The organism is Streptomyces sp. L500 (assembly GCF_054551825.1).
The window spans coordinates 115,588-139,421 of the sequence record NZ_JBTOLC010000006.1 but is presented as its reverse complement, the minus strand read 5'-3'; the positions used below and the strand labels follow the sequence as shown (position 1 = coordinate 139,421).

24 protein-coding genes are annotated in these 23,834 nt (G+C 74.9%); 14 read left to right on the top strand and 10 right to left on the bottom strand.

The features are described 5' to 3' along the window. Positions 1-90: 90 nt before the first annotated feature. Together ACX9I7_RS09290 and ACX9I7_RS09285 are read right to left on the bottom strand one after the other, a co-directional pair. Positions 91-1,587 (bottom strand): FAD/NAD(P)-binding protein, encoded by a 1,497-nt coding sequence (locus ACX9I7_RS09290; RefSeq protein WP_459387034.1) that lies wholly within the window; start codon positions 1,585-1,587, stop codon positions 91-93. Between the two features lie 62 nt (positions 1,588-1,649). Next, entirely contained in the window at positions 1,650-2,171 is a 522-nt protein-coding gene (locus tag ACX9I7_RS09285; protein WP_459387033.1) for a DM13 domain-containing protein, read from the bottom strand. Between the two features lie 209 nt (positions 2,172-2,380). Between ACX9I7_RS09285 and ACX9I7_RS09280 the strand changes: the two genes are divergently transcribed. Beyond that, positions 2,381-3,112, top strand: coding sequence for a B3/B4 domain-containing protein (locus tag ACX9I7_RS09280; RefSeq protein WP_459387032.1), 732 nt, complete (start codon positions 2,381-2,383; stop codon positions 3,110-3,112). A gap of 355 nt (positions 3,113-3,467) precedes the next feature. Here ACX9I7_RS09280 and ACX9I7_RS09275 read toward each other — a convergent pair whose 3' ends face one another. Next, on the bottom strand, positions 3,468-4,844 hold the full coding sequence (locus ACX9I7_RS09275) for a helix-turn-helix domain-containing protein (protein ID WP_459387031.1): 1,377 nt from the start codon (positions 4,842-4,844) through the stop codon (positions 3,468-3,470). 203 nt (positions 4,845-5,047) lie between these two features. Here ACX9I7_RS09275 and ACX9I7_RS09270 point away from each other — a divergent pair, with 203 nt between their 5' ends. From ACX9I7_RS09270 to ACX9I7_RS09250, 5 genes are all read left to right on the top strand, one after another. Next, positions 5,048-6,049 carry a Gfo/Idh/MocA family protein gene (locus tag ACX9I7_RS09270; protein ID WP_459387030.1) on the top strand — a complete coding sequence of 334 codons (1,002 nt, stop codon included), beginning with the start codon at positions 5,048-5,050 and terminating at the stop codon, positions 6,047-6,049. After that, positions 6,046-7,299, top strand: a complete 1,254-nt coding sequence (locus tag ACX9I7_RS09265) for a DegT/DnrJ/EryC1/StrS family aminotransferase (RefSeq protein ID WP_459387029.1) — start codon at positions 6,046-6,048, stop codon at positions 7,297-7,299. Before ACX9I7_RS09270 ends, ACX9I7_RS09265 begins: the two co-directional genes overlap by 4 nt. Continuing rightward, on the top strand, positions 7,296-7,754 hold the full coding sequence (locus ACX9I7_RS09260) for an NUDIX hydrolase (RefSeq protein ID WP_459387028.1): 459 nt from the start codon (positions 7,296-7,298) through the stop codon (positions 7,752-7,754). The genes ACX9I7_RS09265 and ACX9I7_RS09260 overlap by 4 nt, the downstream gene beginning before the upstream one ends. A gap of 209 nt (positions 7,755-7,963) precedes the next feature. Continuing rightward, positions 7,964-8,371, top strand: a complete 408-nt coding sequence (locus ACX9I7_RS09255) for a YciI family protein (RefSeq protein ID WP_387572510.1) — start codon at positions 7,964-7,966, stop codon at positions 8,369-8,371. Positions 8,372-8,379: 8 nt separating this feature from the next. Continuing rightward, positions 8,380-9,525 (top strand): RNA polymerase sigma factor, encoded by a 1,146-nt coding sequence (locus tag ACX9I7_RS09250; RefSeq protein WP_459387075.1) that lies wholly within the window; start codon positions 8,380-8,382, stop codon positions 9,523-9,525. A gap of 30 nt (positions 9,526-9,555) precedes the next feature. On the opposite strand, the gene ACX9I7_RS09245 is transcribed toward ACX9I7_RS09250, so the two are convergent. Further along, positions 9,556-10,161 carry an IclR family transcriptional regulator gene (locus tag ACX9I7_RS09245; RefSeq protein WP_358622882.1) on the bottom strand — a complete coding sequence of 202 codons (606 nt, stop codon included), beginning with the start codon at positions 10,159-10,161 and terminating at the stop codon, positions 9,556-9,558. Between the two features lie 70 nt (positions 10,162-10,231). Between ACX9I7_RS09245 and ACX9I7_RS09240 the strand changes: the two genes are divergently transcribed. Further along, positions 10,232-11,152, top strand: a complete 921-nt coding sequence (locus ACX9I7_RS09240) for a LysR family transcriptional regulator (RefSeq protein WP_459387027.1) — start codon at positions 10,232-10,234, stop codon at positions 11,150-11,152. 54 nt (positions 11,153-11,206) lie between these two features. After that, the gene (locus ACX9I7_RS09235) at positions 11,207-12,751 is read left to right on the top strand and encodes an AMP-binding protein (protein ID WP_459387026.1); all 1,545 of its coding nucleotides are present in this window, start codon (positions 11,207-11,209) and stop codon (positions 12,749-12,751) included. A gap of 41 nt (positions 12,752-12,792) precedes the next feature. Here the strand turns inward: ACX9I7_RS09235 and ACX9I7_RS09230 are convergent, their stop codons facing one another. After that, a complete protein-coding gene (locus tag ACX9I7_RS09230) occupies positions 12,793-13,065 on the bottom strand; it encodes a helix-turn-helix domain-containing protein (RefSeq protein WP_358622875.1) in 273 nt (90 codons plus the stop codon). A 74-nt stretch (positions 13,066-13,139) separates the two neighbouring features. On the opposite strand from ACX9I7_RS09230, the gene map reads away from it, so the two are divergent. Then, positions 13,140-13,907, top strand: coding sequence for a type I methionyl aminopeptidase (map, locus tag ACX9I7_RS09225; protein ID WP_459387025.1), 768 nt, complete (start codon positions 13,140-13,142; stop codon positions 13,905-13,907). A gap of 24 nt (positions 13,908-13,931) precedes the next feature. Here map and pdxR read toward each other — a convergent pair whose 3' ends face one another. Continuing rightward, positions 13,932-15,383 (bottom strand): MocR-like pyridoxine biosynthesis transcription factor PdxR, encoded by a 1,452-nt coding sequence (gene pdxR, locus ACX9I7_RS09220; protein ID WP_459387074.1) that lies wholly within the window; start codon positions 15,381-15,383, stop codon positions 13,932-13,934. A gap of 87 nt (positions 15,384-15,470) precedes the next feature. Next, positions 15,471-16,430 carry a GlxA family transcriptional regulator gene (locus ACX9I7_RS09215; RefSeq protein WP_452672837.1) on the bottom strand — a complete coding sequence of 320 codons (960 nt, stop codon included), beginning with the start codon at positions 16,428-16,430 and terminating at the stop codon, positions 15,471-15,473. 194 nt (positions 16,431-16,624) lie between these two features. Here ACX9I7_RS09215 and ACX9I7_RS09210 point away from each other — a divergent pair, with 194 nt between their 5' ends. From ACX9I7_RS09210 to ACX9I7_RS09200, 3 genes are all read left to right on the top strand, one after another. Next, complete coding sequence (locus ACX9I7_RS09210) at positions 16,625-17,719, top strand: PP2C family protein-serine/threonine phosphatase (protein WP_387572501.1); 1,095 nt, start codon at positions 16,625-16,627, stop codon at positions 17,717-17,719. A gap of 103 nt (positions 17,720-17,822) precedes the next feature. Next, the gene (locus tag ACX9I7_RS09205; protein ID WP_459387024.1) at positions 17,823-19,163 is read left to right on the top strand and encodes an MFS transporter; all 1,341 of its coding nucleotides are present in this window, start codon (positions 17,823-17,825) and stop codon (positions 19,161-19,163) included. Between the two features lie 64 nt (positions 19,164-19,227). After that, positions 19,228-19,695, top strand: a complete 468-nt coding sequence (locus tag ACX9I7_RS09200) for a MarR family winged helix-turn-helix transcriptional regulator (protein ID WP_387572495.1) — start codon at positions 19,228-19,230, stop codon at positions 19,693-19,695. Between the two features lie 122 nt (positions 19,696-19,817). Here the strand turns inward: ACX9I7_RS09200 and ACX9I7_RS09195 are convergent, their stop codons facing one another. Then, positions 19,818-20,363: a hypothetical protein gene (locus tag ACX9I7_RS09195; RefSeq protein WP_459387023.1), complete on the bottom strand. Its 546-nt coding sequence runs from the start codon at positions 20,361-20,363 to the stop codon at positions 19,818-19,820. Positions 20,364-20,545: 182 nt separating this feature from the next. Here ACX9I7_RS09195 and ACX9I7_RS09190 point away from each other — a divergent pair, with 182 nt between their 5' ends. Next, positions 20,546-20,920, top strand: coding sequence for an RNA-binding S4 domain-containing protein (locus ACX9I7_RS09190; RefSeq protein ID WP_229820058.1), 375 nt, complete (start codon positions 20,546-20,548; stop codon positions 20,918-20,920). 124 nt (positions 20,921-21,044) lie between these two features. Further along, complete coding sequence (locus tag ACX9I7_RS09185; RefSeq protein WP_387572489.1) at positions 21,045-22,142, top strand: hypothetical protein; 1,098 nt, start codon at positions 21,045-21,047, stop codon at positions 22,140-22,142. Here the strand turns inward: ACX9I7_RS09185 and ACX9I7_RS09180 are convergent. Continuing rightward, positions 22,130-23,134 (bottom strand): serine/threonine-protein kinase, encoded by a 1,005-nt coding sequence (locus tag ACX9I7_RS09180; RefSeq protein ID WP_459387022.1) that lies wholly within the window; start codon positions 23,132-23,134, stop codon positions 22,130-22,132. The two genes, ACX9I7_RS09185 and ACX9I7_RS09180, sit on opposite strands and share 13 nt — an antisense overlap. Then, positions 23,134-23,826: an SH3 domain-containing protein gene (locus tag ACX9I7_RS09175; RefSeq protein WP_459387021.1), complete on the bottom strand. Its 693-nt coding sequence runs from the start codon at positions 23,824-23,826 to the stop codon at positions 23,134-23,136. The genes ACX9I7_RS09180 and ACX9I7_RS09175 overlap by 1 nt, the downstream gene beginning before the upstream one ends. Positions 23,827-23,834 lie beyond the last annotated feature (8 nt).

Below are 23,834 nucleotides of genomic sequence, written 5' to 3'. Positions count from 1 at the left end.
CTCCTCGGCGGCCGGTCGCGGACGGGCGAGCGTATTGTCCGCCGCCGGACCGGCGCCCGAGGGGAAGGCGCGCCCGGCGGCGGCCCCGCCTCACACCGCGGTGCCGTCCGCCGTCCCCGACACCTCCCCGGCGACCCGGCGGGCCTGCCGGACCACCTGGCGCAGGTGGTTCGAGAACGGAAACCGTACGTGCGTTCCGACGCCCACCACCCACACCCGCTCGGGCCGGGCCCCGGGGCTCCGCCGGACGCGCAGGTCGTCCGCCAGGAAGTCCACGGTGCCAAAGTGGCGCGGCGGCTCCGCCGGGTGGAGGGCGGCGCCGTCCTCCGACCAGTACAGCCGGGGCTGGTCGAAGCCCGTGGCGTTCACCACGTGGCCGAAGCGCTCCGGCCCGCCCGCACCGGGCCACTCCACCCGCCAGGCGCCCGCCTCGAAGGCCACCGCGTCCGGGTAGCCGCCGGCCAGGCGCAGCGCGCCGGAGTCGATGTGCGTGAGCAGCCGGCGCGCGTTGACGACCGTCATCGCCGTGGCATACCGGGCGATGAACCAGCAGTGGCGCTCCAGCAGCGCCGCCCGCCGCTCGGCCGGCAGCCGGGCGCCCAGCTCGATGACCGCCTCCAGCGCGGCCATGACGGCCCCCGGCCAGGCGCACGCGCCCGCCTCCACCAGCGCCGTTTCCTCGCGCAGCCGCGCCACGGGGTCGCCGGCCGACGAGGACTGCAGGCGCAGCGGGGTCGGATCGAGCGACCGCACGGCCTCCACGACCGCGCGCCGCACCTTCTCCTCCAGCAGGGGATCGTCCGGGTCGAGCCGTGCGAGGCCCTCCAGCGACGGGAAGTCCGCTACGGGCGCGCCCAGCGAGACCCGTACGGCGGGCAGTACGCCCGAGGGCGAGGCCATCGTCACCCGGTGGCCCTCCCGGCACAGCAGCAGGGAGGCGTCGACGGCCGACTGGCGGCTGCCCAGGACCAGGACCTCCGCTCCGGGCGGCGGCCCCAGCTCGGGGTCGCGCAGCCGGGCGGCGGGGTAGGGGGCGGGCGAGTAGCGGGGGTGCCCGGTGAAGGCGGCGAAGCCGTCCGGGACGCGGGGGCGGTGGACGCCCGTGCAGACGACGACGGCGTCGGCGTACAGCTCCTGACCCGTGCTCAGCCGGATCGCACCGGCCGCGATCGAGTCGACCGCCGCCGGTACGTGGGCGACCTCGACGCCCAGGGCCTCGGCGGCCTCGCGGGCGTCCTCGAAGCGGTCCCGGCAGTACTCGGCCATCCGCATCCGGGGCACGCAGTCTCGCGGCTCGCCCGTCCAGCCGTGCCGCCGCAAGTAGGCGACGAAGTCGGCGGGCTCGTCGGCGAGGAGGGAGTTGACCTCGGCGGCGCTGTTGCACAGCAGCAGCGGGTCGGTGTCGCCGAAGGCGAGGCCCCAGCCGACGGGGTTGGGGTCGACGATCCGGATGGACCGCATCCGCCCGGCGTTCTTCCGGCCGAGCGCGCGCACCAGGCACAGGAAAACGCTGGTCCCCGCGACCCCGGCTCCCACGATCACCACATCGCGCGCCGGGTCCCGCCCGGCCTGCCCGCTCGGTCCCATGGGCGCTTCCCCTTCCCGTCGGTCCTCTCACCCTGCCCGGGCGGGGGCGTGCGGATGCGTGATCACACACGGGTCAGGGCGGCGGCTCCGAAGGAGACGTCGAAGCGGTCGCACCAGATGCTCACGCTCGTATAGCGGTTGAGGTCGAGGCCGGCGGGCAGGGCGTAGTTCTGGTCGCCCTTGTTGCCCTTGAGCTTGCCGAGGCTGGTGTGGGCGCCCTTGTCGAAGACGAACCAGTCGGCCCGGCCCTCCTTCACCGGGGCGTCCGTGATCAGGACGCGCAGGTCGGGGCCGTTGCTGGTGTCGAGGTTCTCCAGGCGCAGGGTGCGCGAGCCGTCGGGCAGCCGCAGGATCCGCACGGTGCCGCTCGTGATGTGCTCGTGGCTGATCAGCCGGCCCGTCGCCAGCGTGCGCGGCGCCTCCCCGCGCCCGTCCCCGGCGGTCGGCGCGGCCTCGCGCACCGTCTCGCTCACCCACAGCTTCCACGGCTGGAACCAGTACGTCCCCGCGCCCACCAGCAGGATCCCGACGCCCAGAATGCCGATGACCACCTTCTTGCCCAGCAGTCGCCGCACGCGTCCCATGTTCCGCCTCCCGAAGCCGTTCCTCGTCTCACCGGGGAGAACGCCGGGGAGGCGGGCCGGGGATCCGGATTTCCGATGACGAAAGTCTTACGGAGGTCATGACGGGGCCGCCGATCGGTGAACACGGACGGGGTACAGTAAAAAGCACCCTTTAGTTCATGATGTTGCTCTGAAGGGTCCGAGGAACCGTACCGACCCGAGGAGCAGCCATGACAACCGGCACCGGCACCGCCGACACCGCCGACATCGGGACCTGGCTCGAGGCCGTGGCCGTCGACCCCGCCGTACGGGAGCTGCGGCCCGACTACCGGGCCCTGGTCGTCGTCGCCGAGGGCCTCGTGCCCGGACCGAGCGACGACACCAGCGAGAAGCTGCTCGCCGGGGCGGAGGAGACCGCCCGCGAGTGGCTGGCGCACACCGCCCCGGAGGGCCACCCGCACCTGGCCGCCTGGCGCGAGGCGTTCCGCGCCTTCGGCGCCAAGCCGCAGCGCACCCGCCCCAGCGCGGAAGCGCTGCTGCGCCGCGTGCCCGCGGGGCTGCCCCGGGTGGACCGGCTCACCGACATCTACAACGCGATCTCGGTCGCCCACGTCCTGCCGCTGGGCGGCGAGGACCTCGACCACTACCGGGGCCCGGCCCGGCTGGTCCGCGCCACGGGCGAGGAGCCGTTCGGGACGACGGGCGGCGGCGAGAGCGTGACCGAGCACTGCCCGCCCGGCGAGGTGGTCTGGCGCGACGACGCCGGGGTCACCTGCCGCCGCTGGAACTGGCGCCAGTGCGCCCGCACCCGGCTGACCCTCACCACCACCCGAGCGGTCTTCATCCTCGACGCCCTCGGCCCCCTCGACGACCCGTCCCTGACGGCCGCCGGGGACGCGCTGGTGACGGCGCTCGAGGAGAGCAGTCCGGGGGCGAGGCTGGCCTCGCGGCTGGTCCGGTAGGGCCGGTACCGTCGTCTCTCGCGGACCGGCGCTGTCAGACCCGCACCGCCGAACGAGGCACTGGGGGAGTCGCCGACAAAGCGGGGACGACCGGCCTGGTCGCCCCGCCCCGCGAGAGGGTCGGGCCACCGCAGCGTGCCGCTGACCGAGGAGGGGCAACGTGCCTACGAGCGGATCTCCGAGGGGGCCGGAGCCCTGAGAATGCGGATGATGCAGTGCCTCTCGGCCGACGAGGCCAACGAGCACGAGATGCTGATGAATCTGCTCCAGCGGGTCGCCGCCACCTCGACGCCCTGGCGGCCGAAACGCCCCGATAGCAATCGTCGGCGGCGTTCTCCCTGCGAGGCGGTGGCCATCAGGCGAGGACGCCGACGCGGGCGGCGAGCCCGCGTAGTTCCGTGGTCGTCCGCCCGGAGAGCAGTAGCCCGGAGACCAACGACTTCACCGCCGGGCGAGCGTGGGTCTCCTCGGGGGCGTGGTGCTCGGCGGCCAGGAGTGCGCGGATGCAGTCGTCCCGGCGGTTCCAGCGGGCGAAGGCGGTGGCGACGTCGGTGTAGTAGCGGGCGCGGCGCTCGGTGCTGGGCAGGCTCCCGGGCGCCACCGCCTTGGCCGCGGCGAGCGCGGCCGCCGGGTCGCCGGCGGAGTTCTCCGCGGACACCAAATGCAGCTGAACGGTGGTGGGGCCGAATCCGCCGCCGTGGTTCCGCAGCAACGTCGCCTTGCCCAGCTCCTCGGCGATGGCGGCGGCTTCGCCGGTCAACTCCCGCATGCCCGCGGCGTCACCGGCACGGGCGGCGGTGTAAGCGGCGGACTGGATCAGCAGGCCCCGCTGCGCCGCGAGGACCGGAGCGCCGCCACGCAGACGGGGATCGTCGGCGGCGGTGAGCGCGAGGGAAAGGGCCTGCTCGTGCCAGTCGGCCTTGCGGGCGAGTACGGCGAGCTGCCGCGCGGCCTCGGCGACCAGCAGAGCATCGTCGGCGGCTTCGGCGGCCTGGCGGGCACGGTCCGCGGCCATCCAGCCGAGCTGCTGTTCGTCCAGCTTGATCAGCATGCGTGTGGCCAGCAGGTAGCTGTGGGCCAGCAGTCCGTCGTCCTCTGTCGCCCGGGCGTGCGCGGCGCTCAGGAGCCGGGGCAGGCGGATGGCAAGACTGCCGTAGGCGCAGGCGCGGAAGTCTGTGAAGGCACGGGCCAGGTCGGTGCGCAGGACCGTGGCCGATGGCACGGCGGTGTCTGTGCGGAGACCCAGCATGGCGTCGCGGACGCGCGCGACCAGGGCCTCACCAGTAACGGCTCCGGCGGCGGGTGTCCTGCCGGTGGGCAGGATCGGGGCGCCGACGGCCGCGGCAGCGGTGACCGCGAGATTGGCGAGCAACTGCCTGCGCCGCACCGGATCCTCCCCGTCTCCTCGACGAGCCGTCCCCGCCAGCCTAGGGGCTGGCAGGCGCGGGTAGGCGGTAGTCCGCACGACCGCGCGCCCGTGCCGGATCTCGGGTGGGTCGGTCAGCCCCAGGGCCTGCGCCGGGATACCGAGCGCTCCGGCGAAACGCCGCAGCACGGTGATGTCCGTCAGCGGTGAAATGCCCCGTTCGTAGCGGGATACCTGGGCGGCGGAGTACCCGGTCAGCTCGCCGAGCTGAGCCAAGGTCAGCCCACGTTTTTTACGCGTCAGCCGGACCAGCTTCCCGGAATTGCCGTCCGTCGCCGGTGCCGGCTGTGCTGGGACCGCGTCCATACCCGTCCCCCGTTCGCCGGGAGTGCGCCGCGGCAACCGTAGCGGTACCGGCCGCCCAGGGACAGGGGCTTTGCACCGGATGCAAACGGCTTTGCGGCTCACGGCTACGCCCCTGACGCCGCGTTGCCGGTCGCGGTGTCCTCGAAGGGCAGGCGGCCCGGACGGCGGGCCACCGCCGCGCAACCCGAAGGGGGATATGAGCGATGACCGTACGCAAGAGGGCGGTTGTGGTGGGGCTCGGTGGCCAGGCCACCGGAGACCATCTTCCCGGCCTGGCCGAGTGCCGCCTCGCCGAGCTCGTCGGCGTCTGCGACGTCGACCCCGATCGGATCGCCCTCGTGGCCGACAGGCACGACGTGCCGGGCTTCACCGACATCGGGCAACTGCTGAAGTCGGTGCGGCCGGACTTCGTCATCATCGCGGTCCCGCACCACTCCGGCCGGGAGGTCGTCAAGGCGTGCGCCGAGGCGGGGGTGCACGTGCTGAAGGAGAAGCCGTTCGCCACCGACCCGCACGAGGCCGCCGACCTGGCCGTGCTGTGCGAGAAGGCAGAGATCGAGCTGATGGTCACCGTCCAGCGCCGCTTCCACCCCGTCTACGCGGCCGCGCTCGCCCTGCTGGAGCGGATCGGCGACCCGTACCTGGTCGAGGGCCGCTACACATTCCACTGCCCGGACCCGGCCGCCGGCTGGCGTGGTCGCGCCGAGCTCGCCGGGGGCGGGGCTCTGGCGGACATGGGCTACCACCTCGTCGACCTGCTCCTGTGGTACCTCGGTCTGCCCGACCGCGTCCTCGCCGGCATCTCGGCCGCCGCGGCGCCGGAGAGCGAGTACGACGCGGAGGACACCGCCCTGGTGCACCTCGCGTACGACCGTGGGCTGTACGGGTCGCTGTTGGTCTCCCGCTCGACCGGTCCGAAGACCGAACACCTGGCCATCACCGGCCCCCACGGCACCCTCGCCATCGAGCGCGGCACCGCCCGCCTCCTCGCTCCCGGTGGTCAGGTCGTGGAGTCGCTGTTGCAGGAGCCCGCCTGGCCCTGCCCGCCCGCCACCGTGATCGACCGATTCTGCCGAGTCCTCGACGGCACCGCCACCAACCCGTCGGGCCCGGCCGAGCACCTGCCGCACGCCGCGTTCCTGGCCGCCGCCTACGCCTCCACGGCCACCAATCAGCCCGCCGACCCCAAGGAGTATCTGCCATGAACGACTCCACTCTGGCCCTGCTGGGCGGCGCCCCGGCCATCACCGCCTCGGGCCGGCACTTCGCCTGGCCACCGATCACCGAGGCCGACCGCCGGGCGGTGGACCGCCAGTTGGAGACGGCCGTCTCGATCCCGGACCGCTCCGGCGTCGTCGCCGACCTGGAGGACGCCCTCGCCTCCTACCTCGGCGTCCGGCACGTGGTAACCACCTGCACAGGGACAGCGGCGCTGCACTCGATGTACGCGGCCGCCGGCATCGGCCCCGGCGACGAGGTCATCATCCCGGCGCTCACCTTCCACGCCACCGCCACCCCCTTGTTCCACCTCGGCGCCCATCCCGTTCTCGCCGACGTGGACGAGCGCGGCCGACTCGATCTGGAGGAGGCAGCACGCCGTGTCACCGACCGGACGAAGGCGGTGGTGGCTGTGCACCTGTGGGGGCTGCCGGAGGACATGGACGCGTTGACCTCGTTCGCCGATGAGCACGAGCTCATGCTGCTGGAAGACGGCTCACACGCCCACGGCGCCATCTGGAATCGCCAGATGGTGGGCACCTTCGGTACCGCTTCGGCGTTCAGCCTCAACGGGCCCAAGCCGTTGTCCGCCGGCGAGGGCGGCTTCGTCGCCACCGACGACACCGAGCTGTACTACCGGGTACTGCTGCACGGCCAGTACAACAAGCGCTGCCGCCGCGAGATCCCCGCCGCCCACCCGCTCGCGCGCTTCGCCGTCACCGGCATGGGCCTGAAGCTGCGTATCCACCCCTTGGCCGCCGCGCTCGCCCGCGCCCAGCTCACTCGTTTGGAGGACCACCTCGCCGGGCGTCAGGCGGTCGCGCACCGGATGTGCGCTGCGCTGGACGGCGTTCCCGGCATCAGCGTTCCCGACCTGCCGGCGGCGACGCGGCCGTCGTGGTACGCGCTGCCACTGCGCTACGAGTCGGCCGAACTCGACGGCCTGCCCATCGAGAGGTTCCTCGACGCCCTCCACGCCGAAGGCGCCACCGAGGCCGACCGCCCCGGCTCCACCTGCCCGTTGCACGCCCATCCGCTCTTCCGTACCCCGGGCACCCTGCTGCCTGGCTACGCTGACGGCCACGGCCTGCCCGCCGACGGCTTCCCGGCGGCGGAGCACGTGCATGCCACGACGCTGAAGCTGCCAGTGTGGCATCACGCGGGCGACGTTCGCCTCGCCGACGCCTACACCACCGCCATCACCAAGGTCGCCACCAACGCGAAGGACCTCATGTGACCTTCTCCACCGTCAATCCTGACCTGCTGGACGACCTCGCCCGTACCGCCGCACAGGACAGCATCGAGAAGACCGTCGTCGGCGCTGTCATCACCGACCCGGACGACAGGGTGCTGCTGCTGCACCGGCCTGCCGAGGACTACCTGGGCGGGCTGTGGGAACTGCCCTCGGGCGGTGTCGAGCCCGGCGAGAGCCTGACCGACGCCCTGCGGCGCGAGGTCACCGAGGAGACCGGCCTGATCGTGACAGCGGTCGATGACTACCTGGGGCACTTCGACTATCGCTCCGGCTCCGGCCGCCGGACCCGGCAGTTCAACTTCACCGCCGCAGTCACCGGGCAGACCGTCAAGCTCACCGAGCATGACGCGCACCTGTGGGCCGGTGACGGCCGGCAGAGCCAGGTCTCCAGCGCCGTCCAGGCCATCCTGGACACCTGGCGCCGACATCCGGCCTGACCGCCACCGCAGGCAGGGCCCCGGCCGCAGCGCCTCCGTGCAACGGCCGGGGCCTCCGCCGCACGGACCGCCCCGCGGCCGGGCGTACGCCGCTACGGCGAGGGCACCGCGAAAAAATTCCGGACGGCGATGTCGAGAACCCGCGTCCGGCTCCGTCCCCGGGGTGAACGCGACCACAATGGGTCGCACCCGCACCGAGGAGAACGACCATGGCGAAGTACCTGCTGCTCAAGCACTACCGCGGCGCCCCGGCTCCGGTGAACAACGTGCCGATGGACCAGTGGACGCCCGAGGAGATCTCGGACCACATGCGGTACATGAACGACTTCGCGGCCCGGCTGGAGAAGACCGGCGAGTTCGTCGACGGTCAAGCGCTCGCACCCGAGGGCGCGTGGGTCCGCTACGACGGCGAGGGGCGCCCGCCGGTCACCGACGGGCCGTTCGCCGAGACCAAGGACCTCATCGCCGGGTGGATGGTGATCGACGTCGACAGCTACGAACGCGCCGTCCAGCTGGCCGGAGAGCTGTCGGCCGCCCCCGGGGCGGGCGGCAAGCCGATCCACGAGTGGCTGGAGGTGCGCCCGTTCCTGGCCTGCCCTCCCACCATCACCGAGTGACCTCGGCGATGGACGAGGCCCTGCTCCGCAGCCTCACGCCGAGCGTGCTCACCGTCCTCGTCCGCCGCGGAGCCGACTTCGCGGCGGCCGAGGACGCCGTGCAGGACGCGCTGGTCGAGGCGCTCCGCGTCTGGCCCGCCGACCCGCCGCGGGACCCCAAGGGCTGGCTGGTCACCGTGGCCTGGCGCAAGTTCCTCGACGCGACGCGCGCCGACATCGCCCGCCGCCGGCGGGAGGACCGCGTCGAGGAGGAGCCGACGCCCGGGCCGGCGCCCGCGGTGGACGACACCCTCCAGCTCTACTTCCTGTGCGCGCACCCGTCGCTGACCCCGGCATCGGCGGTCGCGCTCACTCTGCGCGCCGTCGGCGGGCTGACCACCCGCCAGATCGCCCGCGCCTACCTGGTGCCCGAGGCGACCATGGCGCAGCGGATCAGCCGGGCCAAGCGCACCGTCTCCGGCGTGCGGTTCGACCGGCCCGGCGACGTCGCCACCGTGCTGCGCGTCCTCTACCTGGTCTTCAACGAGGGCTACTCCGGCGACGTCGACCTCGCCGCCGAGGCCATCCGGCTCACCCGGCGGCTCGCGGCCGCCGTCGACCACCCCGAGGCGGCGGGGCTGCTCGCCCTCATGCTGCTCCACCACGCCCGGCGCGCCGCCCGGACCGCGTCCGACGGCAGCCTGGTGCCGCTCGCCGAGCAGGACCGCGGCCGGTGGGACACCGCGGCGATCGCCGAGGGCATCGGAATCCTGCGGGCGGCCCTCGCCCGCGACCGGCTGGGCGAGTACCAGGCCCAGGCCGCCATCGCGGCACTCCACGCCGACGCGCCCACCGCCGCCGGGACCGACTGGCCGCAGATCGTCGAGTGGTACGACGAGCTCGCGCGCCTGACCGACAGCCCGGTCGTCCGGCTCAACCGCGCGGTCGCCGTCGGGGAGGCCGACGGACCGCGCGCCGGCCTCGCGGCGCTCGCCGCGCTGGACCCCTCCCTGCCGCGCTACACCGCGGTCGCGGCGTACCTCCACGAGCGCGACGGCGACCCGGCGACGGCGGCCCGGCTGTACGCCGAGGCCGCCCACAAGGCACCCGACCTCGCCGAGCGCGACCACCTGACGCGCCAGGCCGCCCGGCTCAACGCCCTCCGACGCCGCTGACGGGTCTCTCCCGGATTTCCCCCGCCGCGCTCAGCGGCGGCCGGCCGCCAGGGTGGTCGCGATGCGGTCGGCGGCCTCCCGCAGGAGGTCGCGGCAGTGGCCGGAGGCCGGGAGGGTCGGGTCCAGGGCGGGGCGCGGGCCGGTGAGGCCGAGGGCGCAGGACGTGGGTTCCGGGCCGGGGCAGTGGATCGTGGTGGCCAGGGAGGCCGTCCCGTGACCGTCCGTGTCGGTGGCGTAGACGAGGCGCCCGTCGTGCGGGGCGGCCAGGGCGCGGGCCAGGGCGCCCGTCGCGGGGCGCGTCTCGCCCGTCTCCAGGCGCTGCGGACTGTTGTCGGGGCGGAAGACGTGGTGGACGATCCGCGCCCCGTCCGGGTGCGCCACCGCCAGGCGGACGCTCATGCCGCTGTGCGCGGCCAGCTTGTCCGCCCAGTTCATGGCGGCGGCACGCAGGTCGTTGCAGTCGGCGGCGGGCCCGCCGAGCGGGCCGGCCGGCCGGAAGGCGCCGTCCGGCTCCCGCCGGACCAGTCCTTCCGCCTCCAGGCTCCGCAGCAGCGCCGTGACACCGTCCTCCGGGTGCCGGTCCAGAAGCCGCAGCGCGGCGGCGGTGCGGCCGGCGAGTGCTTGGTTCCGGTACATGCGGCCCAGGCTAGGAGGGCCGCCGCCGGACGCGGGTCGGCCGAACGGCCGATTCCGCGAGACTGCCGCCATGGATCTTCTCTCGCTGCGATATTTCCGGGCCGTGGCCCGCCACCAGCACATCAGCCGCGCCGCCGAGGAACTCCGGGTCGCCCAGCCGTCACTGAGCCGGACCATCATCCGGCTGGAGTCGGAACTGGGTGTCCCGCTCTTCGGCCGCCACGGTCGCCGCATACGGCTCAACGAGCACGGCGCGGCCTTTCTGCGCCGCGTCGAGCGGATACTGGCCGAGCTCGACGACGCCCGGCGCGAGATGGCGGACGCCGCCGGTGACGGCCCGGGCCGGGTCGCCGTCGCCGCCGAGACCCTGGTCCAGCTGGGCGGGGTGCTGGCCGCCCTCCGCGCCCACCGCCCCGGAGTGGGGGTGCGCCTGTTCCAGGCGCCACCGGAGGCGATGCGGCGCCATCTGCGCTCCGGCGAGGTGGACTTCGCGGTCGCCTCCCAGCCGCTGGCCGGCCCCGGGCTGTGCGCGGTGGAGCTGGTGCGGGAGGAGGTGATGCTGGCCGTGCCGCCCGGGCATCCACTGGCCGGCCGGGAGCGCGTGGCGGTGACGGAGCTGGCGGACGAGGAGTTCGTCAGCACGCGCCCCGGCCACTGGCAGCGCGCCCTGCTGGAGCGGCTCTTCGCCCGCGAGGGGCTCACGCCGAGGGTGGTCTGCGAGGGCGACGAGGCCGCCGCCACGCCCGAGCTGATCGGCGCCGGACTGGGCCTCGGCCTCATGCCGGCCGTCGCGCGGGACACCCTCGGCGGGCGCAGCCCGGTGGTCTGGCTGCGGCTGGACGCCACGGACTGCCACCGGACGCTGAGCCTCGTATGGCGCGAGGACGCCTATCTGTCCCCCGCCGCCCAGGACTTCCGCCGGCTGGCCATGGAAACGGATCATGCCTCCGGGGACATGAGTTCATGGCGGAACAGGTCGTGGAAGGTATGAGGGGCCAGCACTAGCGTCGGGTCCGTCCACCGGTTCCGACGAGGGAGACCAGCGATGAGCCAGCGAGACGACACCCCGGACGGCGGTTTCGACAGCTATGTGGAGGCCGTCCTCGACGCCCTGTCCGAAGGGCCCGCACGGCCGGCCGTCACCACCGCCGAGGGGCGGGTGATCAGCGCGGGCGAGCTCCGGGACCAGGTGCTCCGGCTCGCCGCGGAGCTGGCGGAGCGCGGGGTGGCCCGTGGCACGACGGTCACCCTGCTCACCGGCAACACCGCCGAGGCCCTCGTCGCCCGCTACGCCGCCAATCTCGCCGGCGCGCGCGTCGTCGGCCTCTACGAGGGCATGAGCCCGCCGACCATGGCCGAGATCATGGCGAGCGTGGAGTGCGCCCTCCTGCTGGTGGACGACCGGCGGCACGACACCGCCGAGGAGCTGGGGAAGATCGCCGGCGTTCCCCCGATGCTCGCCCTGGGGCCGGCCGGCTTCGCCGAGGACGTCCTGGCCGCGGCCGCCGATCGGCCCGCCCGGCCGATGGGCGGCCTGGTGGGCCCGGACGACGACTGGTGCGTGCGGCACACGGGCGGCACCACCGGGGTCCCCAAGGGCATCCGGACCACCCACGGCCCGTACCGGCGGAGCCTGGACCACCGGTTCACCGGCGCCGGCGACCCGCCCCGCTTCCTGGCGTGCACCGCGCTCGCCCATCTCGCGGGCGTCTTCATCGACATGACTCTCCGTCAGGGGGGTTCGGCCGTCCTGCGGCACGGCTTCGAGCCCGGGGACGTGCTGGCCACGATCGAGCGCGAGCGCGTCACCCACACCTGGCTGTTGCCGCCGCTGCTCTACCGGCTGCTGGACCACCCGGACCTGCCCGGCACCGATCTCTCCAGCCTGAGCCGGATCAGCTACGGCGGCACCCCCGCCTCGGCGGCCAGGATGCGACAGGCGGCCGAGGCCCTGGGGCCCGTCCTCTACGGTCTGTACGGGCAGGCCGAGGCGCAGCACATCACCGAAGCGGGCCCCGACGAGCAGACGACGACCGGCAGCGGCGGGCATCTGACGGTCGGCCGGGCCGTGCCGGGGGTGGAGATCGCCATCCGGGACCCCGACGGGACGACCCTGCCGCCCGGGGAGCGGGGCGAGGTGCAGGTGCGCACGCCCCAGGTGATGGCCGGCTACTGGAAGCGGCCGGACCTGACGGCGGAGGTGCTGCGGGACGGCTGGGTGCACACCGGCGACGTCGGCTATCTCGACGAGGACGGCCACCTCTACATCGTGGACCGGATCAAGGACATGATCGTGGTCGTCGGGGGCCATGTGTACCCGACGGAGCTGGAGGAGCTGCTGCTGAGCCACCCCGACGTCGCCCGGTGCGCGGTCTTCGGCAGCCGGGACGCGGAGTCGGTGGAGCACGTCCACGCCGCCGTGGTGCCCGTGGCGGGGCGGCGGCCCTCGCTGGAGGAGGTCCGGGAGTTCGTCATCTCCCGCAAGGGGCGCCTCTACGCCCCCGAGTCCCTGCATCTGATGCCCGACATCCCGCTGACGGCGGCGGGCAAGCCGGACAAGCGGCTGCTGCGGGAGCGGCTGGCGGGCTGAGGCCCGCCGGACCGGTCGTCGCACGGCCCGGCGGGCGCGGTCTAGGCCGTCAGTCGTTCCGCCGGGTCCAGGTCCGCGACACAGGCGCCGGCCAGGGTGTCCATGGACAGCCCCAGCGCGTTCGCCAGCGCCGAGATCGTGAAGAACGCCGGTGTCGGCGCCCGGCCGGTCTCGATCTTCCGCAGGGTCTCGGAGGACAGCCCGGCGCGGGCCGCCACCTCCACCATGCTGCGCTCACCGCGGGCCTCGCGCAGCAGCTCGCCCAGCCGCTCGCCGCGCTGCCGCTCCCAAGGGGTCAGAGGAGTCCTCACCATGCCCACGATCCTAGTGGGCGTGATACTAATACCGGTATAAGAATTGGTTGATCACCGGCGGGGAGTCAGTGGACATGGTGGAGATGAAGACGGACGCGGCGCTTACGGCCATGCGGGAGGCGGGCCGCGTCGTGGCGCACGCGCTCGCCGCCGTCGAGGAGGCCGCGGCCGTGGGGGTGAGCCTGCGGGAGCTGGACGGGGTGGCCCGTGACGTCCTGGAGAAGGCCGGGGCCACATCGCCCTTCCTCGGCTACCGGCCCTCGTTCGCGCCCGTGCCGTTCCCCGGGGTGATCTGCGCGTCGGTCAACGACGCCATCGCCCACGGCGTCCCCGACGACTACCGGCTGCGCGACGGCGACCTCGTCAGCGTCGACTGCGGCGCGATGCTGGACGGCTGGGCCGGCGACGCGGCGGTCAGCTTCACCGTCGGCACGCCCCGGCCGGCCGACGCGGAGCTGATGGAGACCACCCGGCGCGCCCTCGACGCGGGCATCGCCGCCGCCACCGTCGGCCACCGCGTCGGCGACATCTCCCACGCCATCGGCGCCGTCGCCCGGGCCGCCCGGCTGGGGATGCCCGCCGACTTCGGCGGGCACGGCATCGGCCGCCGGATGCACGAGGACCCGCACGTCCCCAACCGGGGCCGGGCCGGGCGCGGCTTCCCGCTGCGGCACGGGCTGGTGCTGGCCATCGAGCCGATGCTCATCGCGGGCGGCCGCGACGACTACGCCACCGCGGCCGACGGCTGGACCCTGCGCACGGCCGACGGCAGCCGCGCCGCCCACTTCGAGCACACCGTCGCCATCACGGACGACGGCCCGCGCGTCCTGACCCTCCCCTGACGGGCGGGTGGGACCCGCACCGGCTCACGTGACGGCGCCCGCCGCCGGCAGCGCCCCGCACAGCGCCTCCAGCGCGCCCGCGAAGGCGTGCTCGGGCGGAGTGCCGTACCCCACGACCAGGCCGTCGCCCGGCACCCCGGCCGCCTCCCCGTACCGGTAGGTCCCGAGCCCCTCCACGGCCAGCCCCCGCCGGGCGGCGGCCCGGACGACGGCCCGCTCCGTGCCCGGCGGGAGCTCCAGCACCGCGTGCAGCCCGGCCGCGATCCCGGTGACCCGGACGTGCGGGGCGGTCTCCGCGAGGGCCGCGACGAGCCGGTCGCGGCGCCGCCGGTAGTGGCGGCGCATCCGGCGGACGTGGCGGTCGTAGGCGCCCGAGGCGATGAACTCGGCGAGGGTCAGCTGCTCCAGCGCGCTCGTCCAGGACTCCCGCTCGCCCTTCGCCTCCAGCACCGCGTCCACGAGGTGCCCCGGCAGCACCATCCACCCCACCCGCAGCGCGGGGGAGAGGCTCTTGCTGGCCGTGCCGAGGTAGACGACCCGCTCCGGGTCGAGGCTCTGGACGGCTCCGACGGGCCGGCGGTCGTAGCGGAACTCGCCGTCGTAGTCGTCCTCCAGCACCAGCCCGCCCGATCTCCGCGCCCAGTCGACGAGCGCGACCCGTCGCCCGGGGTGGAGGGGGCCGCCGGTCGGGAACTGGTGGGCGGGGGTGAGCAGGGCCGCGCTCACACCGGTGGCGGGCAACACGTCGACCCGCGCGCCGTGTTCGTCGATGGGCAGGGTGACCGTCCGCAGCCCGGCCTCGGTGAGGAGGCCACGATGGAAGCCGAGCCCGTACGACTCCACGGCGACCGTCCCCTCCAGCACCCGGCCCAGCAGTCGCAGGGCGTTGGCGAAGCCGCCGCAGACGACCACGCGTTCGGGGTCGGTCCGTACGCCGCGCGCCCGTGCGAGGTAGTCGGCCAGGGCGTGGCGCAGCTCGGGGCGGCCCCGGGGGTCGCCGGGCCCGAAGGCCTCGCTGGGCGCGGCCGTCAGGGCGCGGCGGGTGGCGGCGACCCAGGCGGTGCGGGGGAAGCAGGACGCGTCGGGGGTGCCCTGCACCAGATCGTGGACGGGGCCGCGGGGCGGGGTGGGGGCCGTGGGGCGGTGGAGGCGCTCGGCGCGGGGCGGCTCCGCCCGGTGGGCGACCCGGGTGCCGGAGCCCTGCCGGGCGGTGAGCCAGCCCTCGGCGACGAGTTCGGCGTACGCGTCGGCGACGGTGTTGCGGGCCAGGCCCAGGTCGGCGGCGAGGGAGCGGTAGGGCGGGAGCCGGGTGCCGGGCGTCAGCCGGCCCGTGCGGACGGCGTCGCGCAGGGCCCGGATCAGCGCGCCGCGCCGCCCTCCGGGGCCGTCCGGCAGCTCCAGGTGGAGATCGCCGCCGGGGCCGCCCAGGACCGTCCCACGGGTGGGATCAGCGGCGGGACCAGCGGAATTGACCATCGCGTTCACTCGTGAATTGCACCACGGATGATCATCCGCGAGATCCCCGGCATGGACCGACGGCCGGCGGCGGCATCGCGCGAGGGGTCAGACCCTGCGGAAGCGGTCGCGGTACGCGGCCGGGGACACCCCCGTCTCGCGGACGAACGCGCGGCGCATCGTCTCGACCGTGCCGAAGCCGCACCGCCCGGCGATGGCGTCGACGCTGTCCGGCGTGCTCTCCAGCAGGGCCCGCGCCGCCGCGACCCGGGCCCGTTCCACGTACGCGCCGGGGCTGGTCCCCACCTGCTGGCTGAACAGCCTGCTGAAGTGGCGCCGGCTCATGCCCAGGCGCGCGGCGAGCGTGGGCACCGACCGGTCGCCCGCCGGGTGGGCGTCGATGTCCTCGACCAGCTCGCGCAGGGCGCCCCCGCGCGGCGGGTCGCCGCGCGTCCAGGTGCTGAACTGGGACTGGCCGCCGGGGCGCTGTATGAAGACGACCAGGAACTTGGCGACGGCACGGGCCGCCTCCGGGCCGAGGTCGTCCTCCAGCAGCGCCAGGGTGAGGTCGATGCCCGCCGTCACCCCCGCCGAGGTCACGACCGCGCCGTCCCGGACGAAGATGGCGTCCGGCTCGACCGATACCTCCGGATACCCGGCGGCCAGTTCGGAGCAGAACGCCCAGTGGGTGGTGGCCCGCCGCCCGTCCAGCAGACCGGCCTCGGCCAGGACGAACGCCCCCGTGCACACCGAGCCCGTCCGCCGCGCCCCGGTGGCGAGCCGCCGTACGTGGCGGACCAGTTCGCGGTCCGACGCGGCGGCGGCGTAGCCCCGGCCGCCGGCCACCATCAGGGTGTCCGGCGGCTTGCGGATCCGGGTCAGGTCCGCCGAGACGCCCAACTGCGCGTCGGCGGAGGTGAGCACGGACCGGCCGCCCAGCGAGGCCAGGCGCACCCGGTAGCCGCCGTCCCCGTCGCCACCGGCCCGGTCGAGGACGTCCAAGGGCCCCGCGACGTCCAGCAATTGCACTCCGTCGTACACGACGATCAGGACGTCGCGCGTCACCACCTTGCCGCTCACGGGCCCATCATCGAGCGCCTCCCCGGGGGCGCACGGCCGAACGGGTCAACGATCACCTTTATGGAGCAATGGCCTTTTTTCGGGTCATAAGGCGCGCTGTGCCATGAGCGGTGACCCCGGGCCGGTCACGGCCGTCCCAGCGGTTGCGGCACCCCGCCCGGCCCCTAGGGTGGAAGACAGCCATGAAGCGAGACCCCGGCCCCGAGGTGCCCGGGGCGGCCCCGGCCCTGCCCCGCGGTGTGCGCCCGCTCGTCGTGGCGGCCTATGTGCTGCTCGCCGCCGCCGTCGCGCTGGACCTCGCCACCAACCCCTCGCTGACCTTCTCCCCGGTGCTGGCCACCGCCCCCGCGCTCGCCGGCCTCGGCACCCGTAGCGCCCGCGTCCCCCTGGCGACCGGGCTGATCGCGCTGCTGCTCGTCGCCCCGCTGGCCTTCGCCGACCCCGGCGTCACCCTGCCCGTCCACCTCACGGCCGGGGCCACCGTCCTGGCCATCACCTGCGTCTCCACCGCCAACGTCGTCCTCGTCTCGACCCGAGAGCGCCAGCTGCTCCGGTCCCGCTCGATCGCCGAGGCCGCCCAGCGCGCCCTGCTGCGTCCCGCGCCGGAGCGGATCGGCGGCCTGCGGGTCGCGGTGCGCTACGCCTCGGCGGCGGCCGAGGCGCGGGTGGGCGGCGATCTGTACGAGGTGCTGGGCACCCCGTACGGGACGCGGCTGCTGCTCGGCGACGTACGGGGCAAGGGGCTGGCCGCCGTGGAGACCGCCGCCGACGTCCTCGGCGCCTTCCGGGAGGCCGCCCAGGTCGAGCCGGGGCTCGACGGGGTCGCCCGGCGGCTGGACGCCACGGTCGTCCGGCGCGGGGCCGGGGAGGAGTTCGTGACGGCCGTGCTCGTGGGGGTGTCGGCGGGGGACGGCGCGGCGGAGCTGGTCGACTGCGGGCACCTGCCGCCGCTGCTGTGGCGCGCGGGCGAGGTGGCCGAGATCCAGTCGCCCACGCCCGACCCGCCGCTGGCGCTGCGGCAGCTGGACCCCGGCCCGTACCACGTCCTGCGCACCCCCTTCGCGCCGGGCGACACGCTCGTGCTCTACACGGACGGGGTGACGGAGGCGCGCGACGCGACCGGCACGTTCTACCCGCTGGGCGAGCGGCTGGCGGCGCTGCCGGACCTGACGCCGGGACAGCTGGCGGACCGGATCGTGGCCGATCTGCGGGACTATACGGGGGGCGAGCTGGCGGACGACGCCGCGCTGCTGATCGTCCGTAGGGAAAAACGATAATAGAAAGGCAACCTTGCAAGGCGGCCTTCTGGGAAGTTAGCCTTCCTATATGTCGCCTTCCTCGTCCGGGCCATCCGGATCCATAGGCTTCGGCCCTCGCTTCGTGGTGCCGATCGTCATCGGGTCGATGCTCAACCCGGTCAACTCGACCATGATCTCCACGGCCCTCGTCCCCATCGGCCGCGCGCTCGGCACGGGCGCGGCCGGCACCGCCTGGCTGGTCTCCGGCCTCTACGCGGCCAGCGCCGTCGCCCAGCCCGCGATGGGCAAGGTCGCCGACCGGTTCGGTCCCCGCCGCGTCTACGCGGCCGGGCTGGTCCTGGTGGCCCTGGCCGGGCTCGCCGCGCTCCGGGCGGGCTCGCTGGGGCAGCTGGTCGCGGTGCGGGTGGCCCTGGGGGTGGGGACCTCGGCCGCCTACCCCGCCGCGATGGCTATGATCCGCGCCCAGTCCGCCCGCCTCCGGCGGGAACCGCCGGGCGGCGTCCTCGGCGCCCTCACCATCGCCGGCCTCGCCAGCGCGGCGGTCGGCCCGGCCCTCGGCGGACTGCTGACCGGACTCGCCGGATGGCGCGCCATCTTCGTCGTCAACGTCCCGCTCGCGGTGGTGGGGCTCCTGCTCACCCTGGCCTGGCTGCCCCGGGACACCCCGCGCCCGGCCGGCGAACGGGAGTCCGCCTGGACGGCCCTCGACCCGCTGGGCGCCACCCTGTTCGCCGGGGCCGCCCTGCCCGCCGTGCTCTTCCTGATGCGCCTCGATCACCCCCGGTGGTCCCTGCTCGCGCTGGGGGGCGCCCTCGCCGCGGCGCTCGTCGCCTGGGAGCTCCGTGCCCGCCGCCCCTTCCTCGATCTGCGGATGCTGGCGGCCAACCGCCCCCTGGTGCGCACCTACGCCCGCTACGCCACGGCCTTCCTCGTCCTCTACTGCGTCCTCTACGGCTATGCGCAATGGCTGGAGGAGCCGGCGGGCCGTTCGACGACGACCGCGGGGCTGCTGATGCTGCCGATGTCGGTGGTGGCGGCCGTGGCCTCCTGGCTGGGCTCGCGCCGCAAGCGGGTGCGCGGCCCGCTGCTGCTGGGCACCGGCGCGATGGTGGTGGCCACCGGGGTGCTGCTGTGCGCCGGGCCGGACAGCCCCGTGGTGCTCCTCGTCGTCCTCGGCGCCCTCTTCGGGCTGCCCAACGGGCTGAACGCCGTGGGCAATCAGACCGCCCTGTACGCCCAGGCCCCCGCCGAGCAGACGGGCACCGCCGCCGGCCTCTTCCGCACCGCGCAATACACGGGCGCCATCGCCGCCTCCAGCCTGATCGGCCTGTTCTACGGGGACCGCGCCACCACGTCCGGCCTCCACGCCCTCGCCCTTGTCCTGGGCGCGCTGAGCGTGCTCCTGCTGGTGGCGACCCTGGCGGACCGCGACCTGCCGCGCGGCCAGGGCGACGCGGGGTGAGGTCCGCCCGGACCCGTTCGCCCCGGCCCCGGACCACCGGCCGTTCGAAAGGTACCCTTGCTTGATGATGGACCGAGAGCAGCCCACCGCCGCCCCCGCCCCGTCCGCCGAACTGACCGAGGCGGCCGCCCGGCTCCGTGTGCTCACCGGGCAGTTGACGCGCCGTCTGCGCGCGGCCTCCGAGGGCACGGACGTGACGCTTTCGCAGGCCGCCGCCCTCAGCAGGCTCGACCGCGAGGGGCCCGCCACCACCGTGGCCCTGGCCCGCGCCGAGCGCGTGCGCCCGCAGTCGATGGGCGCGACCCTCGCCGCCCTGGAGGAGGCCGGCCTCGTCGAGCGCTCCCCGCACCCCAGCGACCGCCGCCAGGCCATCATGTCCCTCACCGACCAGGGCCGCCTCCGGCTGGCCGAGGTCCGCCGGGAGCGCGAGGGCTGGATCGCCCGGGCCCTGGCGGAGCGCCTGGACGAGCGCGAACAGGCCGTGGTCGTCGAGGCGCTCGGCCTCCTCGCGCGCCTGGCCGAGGACGACTGAACCGCGCGCGTGACGGTCGCGGCGGAGCCGGGCCAGTGCCTTTCGGCCGGTGGGCGCCGGACGGCGGCGTGACCGCCCGGCGCGCGAGGCGACCCTTGCCGGACCGGGCCGGACCGTGCGGGCTATTCGGTCGTCACCTGCGTGCTCGCCGCCACGGGCGCGCTGCCGGAGACCGCGCACTCCACCGTCACACCGAAGACGTGCACCTTCGCCGTGCCGGGGCTGAAGGTCGTGGTGCCGGCGCTGTCGAGCTTGACGGAGGCCGTGCCGCCGGTGAGGGTCACGCCCGAACCGCTCGGCACCGGGTCGGGGTTGGTGAAGCCGGTGGCCGTCACGGTGCCGGACGCTGCGCCGCCGAGGGTCAGGTCGAGTTCCCCGGTGACGGCCCGCGCGGGGACGTTGATCGGCACCTTCAGCTGGGTGCTGGCCTCGACGGTGAGGTCCGCCGTGCCGCCCTGCGGGACGCTCGCGGGAGCGGTCACGGTGACCTGCAGCGACTGGACGTCGCTGGGGGCGCCCGGTCCGGTGCAGGTGTAGCTGACGGACACCGTGTCCGCGGCGGCGGACGTCGTGCCCAGGCCGAGGCCGGCGCTCGCCAGGGCGGCCACGAAGGCCGCGGTGGCCGCGACGCGCCCGCGGTGCCGGTTGCCGATGGTGGATGTGTTCATCGCCGTACTCCCTTCCGGCCGGGAGCGGCACTCGCGGCCACCGCCGGCTGCGAAGAGCGGGGGTTGATGTGAACACGACATCAGTCGCACGGGAAGGTGCAGAAGTCAACGGACTCCCGGGCCCGGCGGGGCGGCGCCGACGGTAATCGGCCATGTCGGTGGGGTCCCCTAGGCTTACGCACATGGAGACAGAGGGAGGGGCGGTACGGATCGACGCCTGGATCTGGTCCGTACGGCTCGCCAAGACCCGCTCGGCCGCCGCCGCGGCCTGCCGCGCCGGGCACGTCCGGCTCAACGACGAACGGGCCAAGCCCGCCCAGACCGTCCGGCCCGGGGACGAGGTGCGGGTGCGCCAGGAGGGCCGGGAACGGGTCGTGGTCGTCAAGCGCCTGATCCGCAAGCGCGTCGGCGCGCCCGTCGCGGTCGAGTGCTACGAGGACAACAGCCCGCCGCCCCCGCCGCGCGAGGCCGTCGCCCCCGCCGGTGTCCGCGACCGGGGCGCGGGCCGGCCGACGAAGCGCGACCGGCGCGAAATGGAGCAGCTGCGCGGCCACTGACGGAAAACGTGGGATTTCCGTTCCCCGTGGGGAACCATCAGCTGTGGACGGCCCTCTCTGAGGCCGGACGCGTACACACGTACGCCGAGCACGGGATACACACCCACATCGCGGGGGGCGGTACATGACATTCAAGGTCGCGCAGCGGCGGTCGTCGGCGGTACGGAAGGCCACGGTCAGAACGGCGGCCGCGCTGGCCGCCGGCCTGGCGCTCGTCATGGGCACGGCGGCGCCGGGCCAGGCCGCCGCCACACCGGCCGGGGGCGCCGCCCCGGCCAAGGCCGGCTGCGACACCCCGGACCGGGCCGGTGCCGCGAGCGCCGCGCCCGCGTGGGCCGCCGCGCACCAGCCGGCGCCCGTGCCGGCCCTCACCGGGACGGCCGCGCAGGGCTTCGCGTACGGCATGCCGGGCCAGCTGCCCATCGGGCTGTGGTCGGAATCCGGTGTCACCCTGCGCACGCCCGTCACCAAGGGCACGGTCCGGCTGGACGTCGCCAGCAAGGGTTTCAGCACCGACTCCCTGACGGTGCAGCGCTATGAGCCGCGCGACCGCCGCTGGGTCGACCTGGACACCAAGCCGGGCTCGGAATCCTTCCCCACCCGAGGCGTCCTCACCTTCCCGGTGACCGCGCCGGACGCGAGCGCCAAGCACCCGGTCGGCATCGCCCTGCGGCTCCAGGACCTCGACCGGCCCGGCACCCTCACGGTCGCCGCCTCCCTCGACGACGGCCGGGGCCACACCTACCGCGCCCCCGTCCGTACCGCCGAGGCCACCCGGCCGAAGGTCACCGTGACGGGTTGGGACCGGGGCGCCACCCTGCGGCGCGGGGGGACGGGGCGCGTCGTCACGGTCACCGTGAAGAACACCACCGACCGGGCCTACCCGGCCCTGAACGGCTCGTACTTCGCCTACGGCGCGGGCGGCTCGCACGTCCTGACGCCCAAGGACCTGACGCTGTCCCAGTACCGCTCGGACCGCGGCTGGGTGGGCGTCCCGCTGGTCGCGGGCGGCTGCGACCCGGGCATGAGCGCCGCCCTGCTGCCCACCACCGGCAAGCGCGTCCTCGCCCCGGGCGAGACGGCCGTCTACCGGCTGAAGGTCGCCGTCGCCCGGACGGCCCCGCGCGACGTGACCCGCGCGGACGCGGGAATCTCCGTCGGCAACGGCGACGCGTCCTTCCACTCCCAGCAGCTGCCCTTCACGATCCCTCAGGGACGCTGACCCGGGCCCGGGCCCGCACCCGGGCCGGGGAAGACCACGGCCGCCCAGTCCGGCGGGGGAGGCGGCGGCTCCGCCGCCTCCCCCGCCGGACTGGCCCGTCCCGTGCGCCGCAGCGCGGTCACGAACCGCAGACAGCTGTCGAAACGGTCGTCCGGCGCCTTGGCCAGCGCCGTCGCCAGGACGTCGTCGACGTCCGGGGGCAGCCCCGGCAGCAGCTCCGAGAGCCGTGGCGGCGGCTCGTACTGATGGGCCCACAGCAGCGCCATGTCGTCCTCGCGCCGGAACGGCGGCGCCCCCGTCAGCATCTCGAAGACGACGCAGGCCAGGCTGTAGACGTCGCACCGCCCGTCCACCGGCTTGCCGGAGATCTGCTCCGGCGCGACGTAGTCCAGCGTGCCGACGAACTGGCCCACCCGCGTGTAGCCGGTCAGCGACAGGGACTTCTTCGTGAGCCCGAAGTCGGTGAGGTACACGTGCTCGGGGTGCTCGGCGTCGGTGCCCTCGGCCACCAGGATGTTGCCGGGCTTGACGTCCCGGTGGACCAGGTCGTGGGCGTGCGCGGCGTCCAGGGCGGAGGCGACCTGCCCGGCGATCCGGGCGGTGACGGACAGCGACAGCGGTCCCTCGCGGTCGAGGAGGGCCCGGAGGTCCTGGCCGGGCACGTAGCGCATGGCGATGTAGAGGACGCCCTCCACCTCACCGGCCTCGAACACCGGCACGATGTGGGGGTGGTCGATGGCGGCGGCCACCCTCGACTCATGGCTGAAGCGACGGCGGAAGGTGTCGTTGCGGGCGAGCTCGGGGGCGAGGAGCTTGAGGGCGACGGTGCGGTCGAGCCGGAGGTCCGTGGCGCGGTAGACGACGGCCATGCCGCCGCGGCCGATCTCGCCCTCGACGCGATAGCTCGCGACCTGATGCCCGATCAGCCCCCCGGGCCCGGCCCCGAGCGACACATCGGGCCGCACGGCCCGCGCCTCCCCCTCGCCGGCCATCACCGCCCCCCACCGTCGGAGCCGGCCGGAGCGGGACCTCCGCCGTCCAGCCGCGTCGCCCCGGGTCCGGGCCCGGTGGGGCCCGGGCCGGCGGCGGGGCCGCCGGCGTCGAGGCGGGTCGAGCCCGCGCTCGCGGCGCTCGCCCACGCCGGGCCGCCGCTCGCGTCCCGGTCCGGGGACGGTTCGCCGCCCGCGACGGTCGTCATCGTCGCGCCGTCGCTGTAGCACCAGCGGTCGTGCGCCGCGTCGTACAGCCAGACCTCCTCGCCCGCCACGACCACCCCGATCCGCAGGCCCCGCGTCGTGAGCCGGAACGTCTCGCCGTCCGTCCGGCCCGCCGTCAGGTCCTCCACCGCCTGCCGGTAGCGCCCCAGCGTCTCCTCCACCCCGGCCAGCAGCTCGCGCGCGTCCGCCGTGCGGACGAGCGCCCCGCCCGTGCCGGGCGGCCGCTGCGGCAAGGTGACCAGCAGCCGGGCGTCCACCCACGCCGACCATCCGTTGGAGCACAGCACCTGACCCCAGTCGCCGTGCCGGGTCAGCAGCCGCACCGGCAGCAGCGGGTCCAGCGGCTCGCTGGGGACGGCCGCGTCGGGTGTCGCCCACGTCGGCAGGCCCTCGTTCGGCACGACGTGGGTCGGCTGGAAACCGGGGACGTCCGGCACCGCGCCGGACGGCAGGGGGACCGTACTCATGGCGGCGC

Excerpts from the sequence above, each read along its gene's own strand:
- ACX9I7_RS09290 (WP_459387034.1), bottom strand. The coding sequence starts at position 1,587 with ATGGGACCGAGCGGGCAGGCCGGGCGGGACCCGGCGCGCGATGTGGTG.
- ACX9I7_RS09285 (WP_459387033.1), bottom strand. The coding sequence starts at position 2,171 with ATGGGACGCGTGCGGCGACTGCTGGGCAAGAAGGTGGTCATCGGCATT.
- ACX9I7_RS09280 (WP_459387032.1), top strand. The coding sequence starts at position 2,381 with ATGACAACCGGCACCGGCACCGCCGACACCGCCGACATCGGGACCTGG.
- ACX9I7_RS09275 (WP_459387031.1), bottom strand. The coding sequence starts at position 4,844 with ATGGACGCGGTCCCAGCACAGCCGGCACCGGCGACGGACGGCAATTCC.
- ACX9I7_RS09270 (WP_459387030.1), top strand. The coding sequence starts at position 5,048 with ATGACCGTACGCAAGAGGGCGGTTGTGGTGGGGCTCGGTGGCCAGGCC.
- ACX9I7_RS09265 (WP_459387029.1), top strand. The coding sequence starts at position 6,046 with ATGAACGACTCCACTCTGGCCCTGCTGGGCGGCGCCCCGGCCATCACC.
- ACX9I7_RS09255 (WP_387572510.1), top strand. The coding sequence starts at position 7,964 with ATGGCGAAGTACCTGCTGCTCAAGCACTACCGCGGCGCCCCGGCTCCG.
- ACX9I7_RS09250 (WP_459387075.1), top strand. The coding sequence starts at position 8,380 with ATGGACGAGGCCCTGCTCCGCAGCCTCACGCCGAGCGTGCTCACCGTC.
- ACX9I7_RS09245 (WP_358622882.1), bottom strand. The coding sequence starts at position 10,161 with ATGTACCGGAACCAAGCACTCGCCGGCCGCACCGCCGCCGCGCTGCGG.
- ACX9I7_RS09240 (WP_459387027.1), top strand. The coding sequence starts at position 10,232 with ATGGATCTTCTCTCGCTGCGATATTTCCGGGCCGTGGCCCGCCACCAG.
- ACX9I7_RS09235 (WP_459387026.1), top strand. The coding sequence starts at position 11,207 with ATGAGCCAGCGAGACGACACCCCGGACGGCGGTTTCGACAGCTATGTG.
- ACX9I7_RS09230 (WP_358622875.1), bottom strand. The coding sequence starts at position 13,065 with ATGGTGAGGACTCCTCTGACCCCTTGGGAGCGGCAGCGCGGCGAGCGG.
- map (WP_459387025.1), top strand. The coding sequence starts at position 13,140 with ATGGTGGAGATGAAGACGGACGCGGCGCTTACGGCCATGCGGGAGGCG.
- pdxR (WP_459387074.1), bottom strand. The coding sequence starts at position 15,383 with ATGGTCAATTCCGCTGGTCCCGCCGCTGATCCCACCCGTGGGACGGTC.
- ACX9I7_RS09210 (WP_387572501.1), top strand. The coding sequence starts at position 16,625 with ATGAAGCGAGACCCCGGCCCCGAGGTGCCCGGGGCGGCCCCGGCCCTG.
- ACX9I7_RS09200 (WP_387572495.1), top strand. The coding sequence starts at position 19,228 with ATGATGGACCGAGAGCAGCCCACCGCCGCCCCCGCCCCGTCCGCCGAA.
- ACX9I7_RS09195 (WP_459387023.1), bottom strand. The coding sequence starts at position 20,363 with ATGAACACATCCACCATCGGCAACCGGCACCGCGGGCGCGTCGCGGCC.
- ACX9I7_RS09190 (WP_229820058.1), top strand. The coding sequence starts at position 20,546 with ATGGAGACAGAGGGAGGGGCGGTACGGATCGACGCCTGGATCTGGTCC.
- ACX9I7_RS09185 (WP_387572489.1), top strand. The coding sequence starts at position 21,045 with ATGACATTCAAGGTCGCGCAGCGGCGGTCGTCGGCGGTACGGAAGGCC.
- ACX9I7_RS09180 (WP_459387022.1), bottom strand. The coding sequence starts at position 23,134 with ATGGCCGGCGAGGGGGAGGCGCGGGCCGTGCGGCCCGATGTGTCGCTC.
- ACX9I7_RS09175 (WP_459387021.1), bottom strand. The coding sequence starts at position 23,826 with ATGAGTACGGTCCCCCTGCCGTCCGGCGCGGTGCCGGACGTCCCCGGT.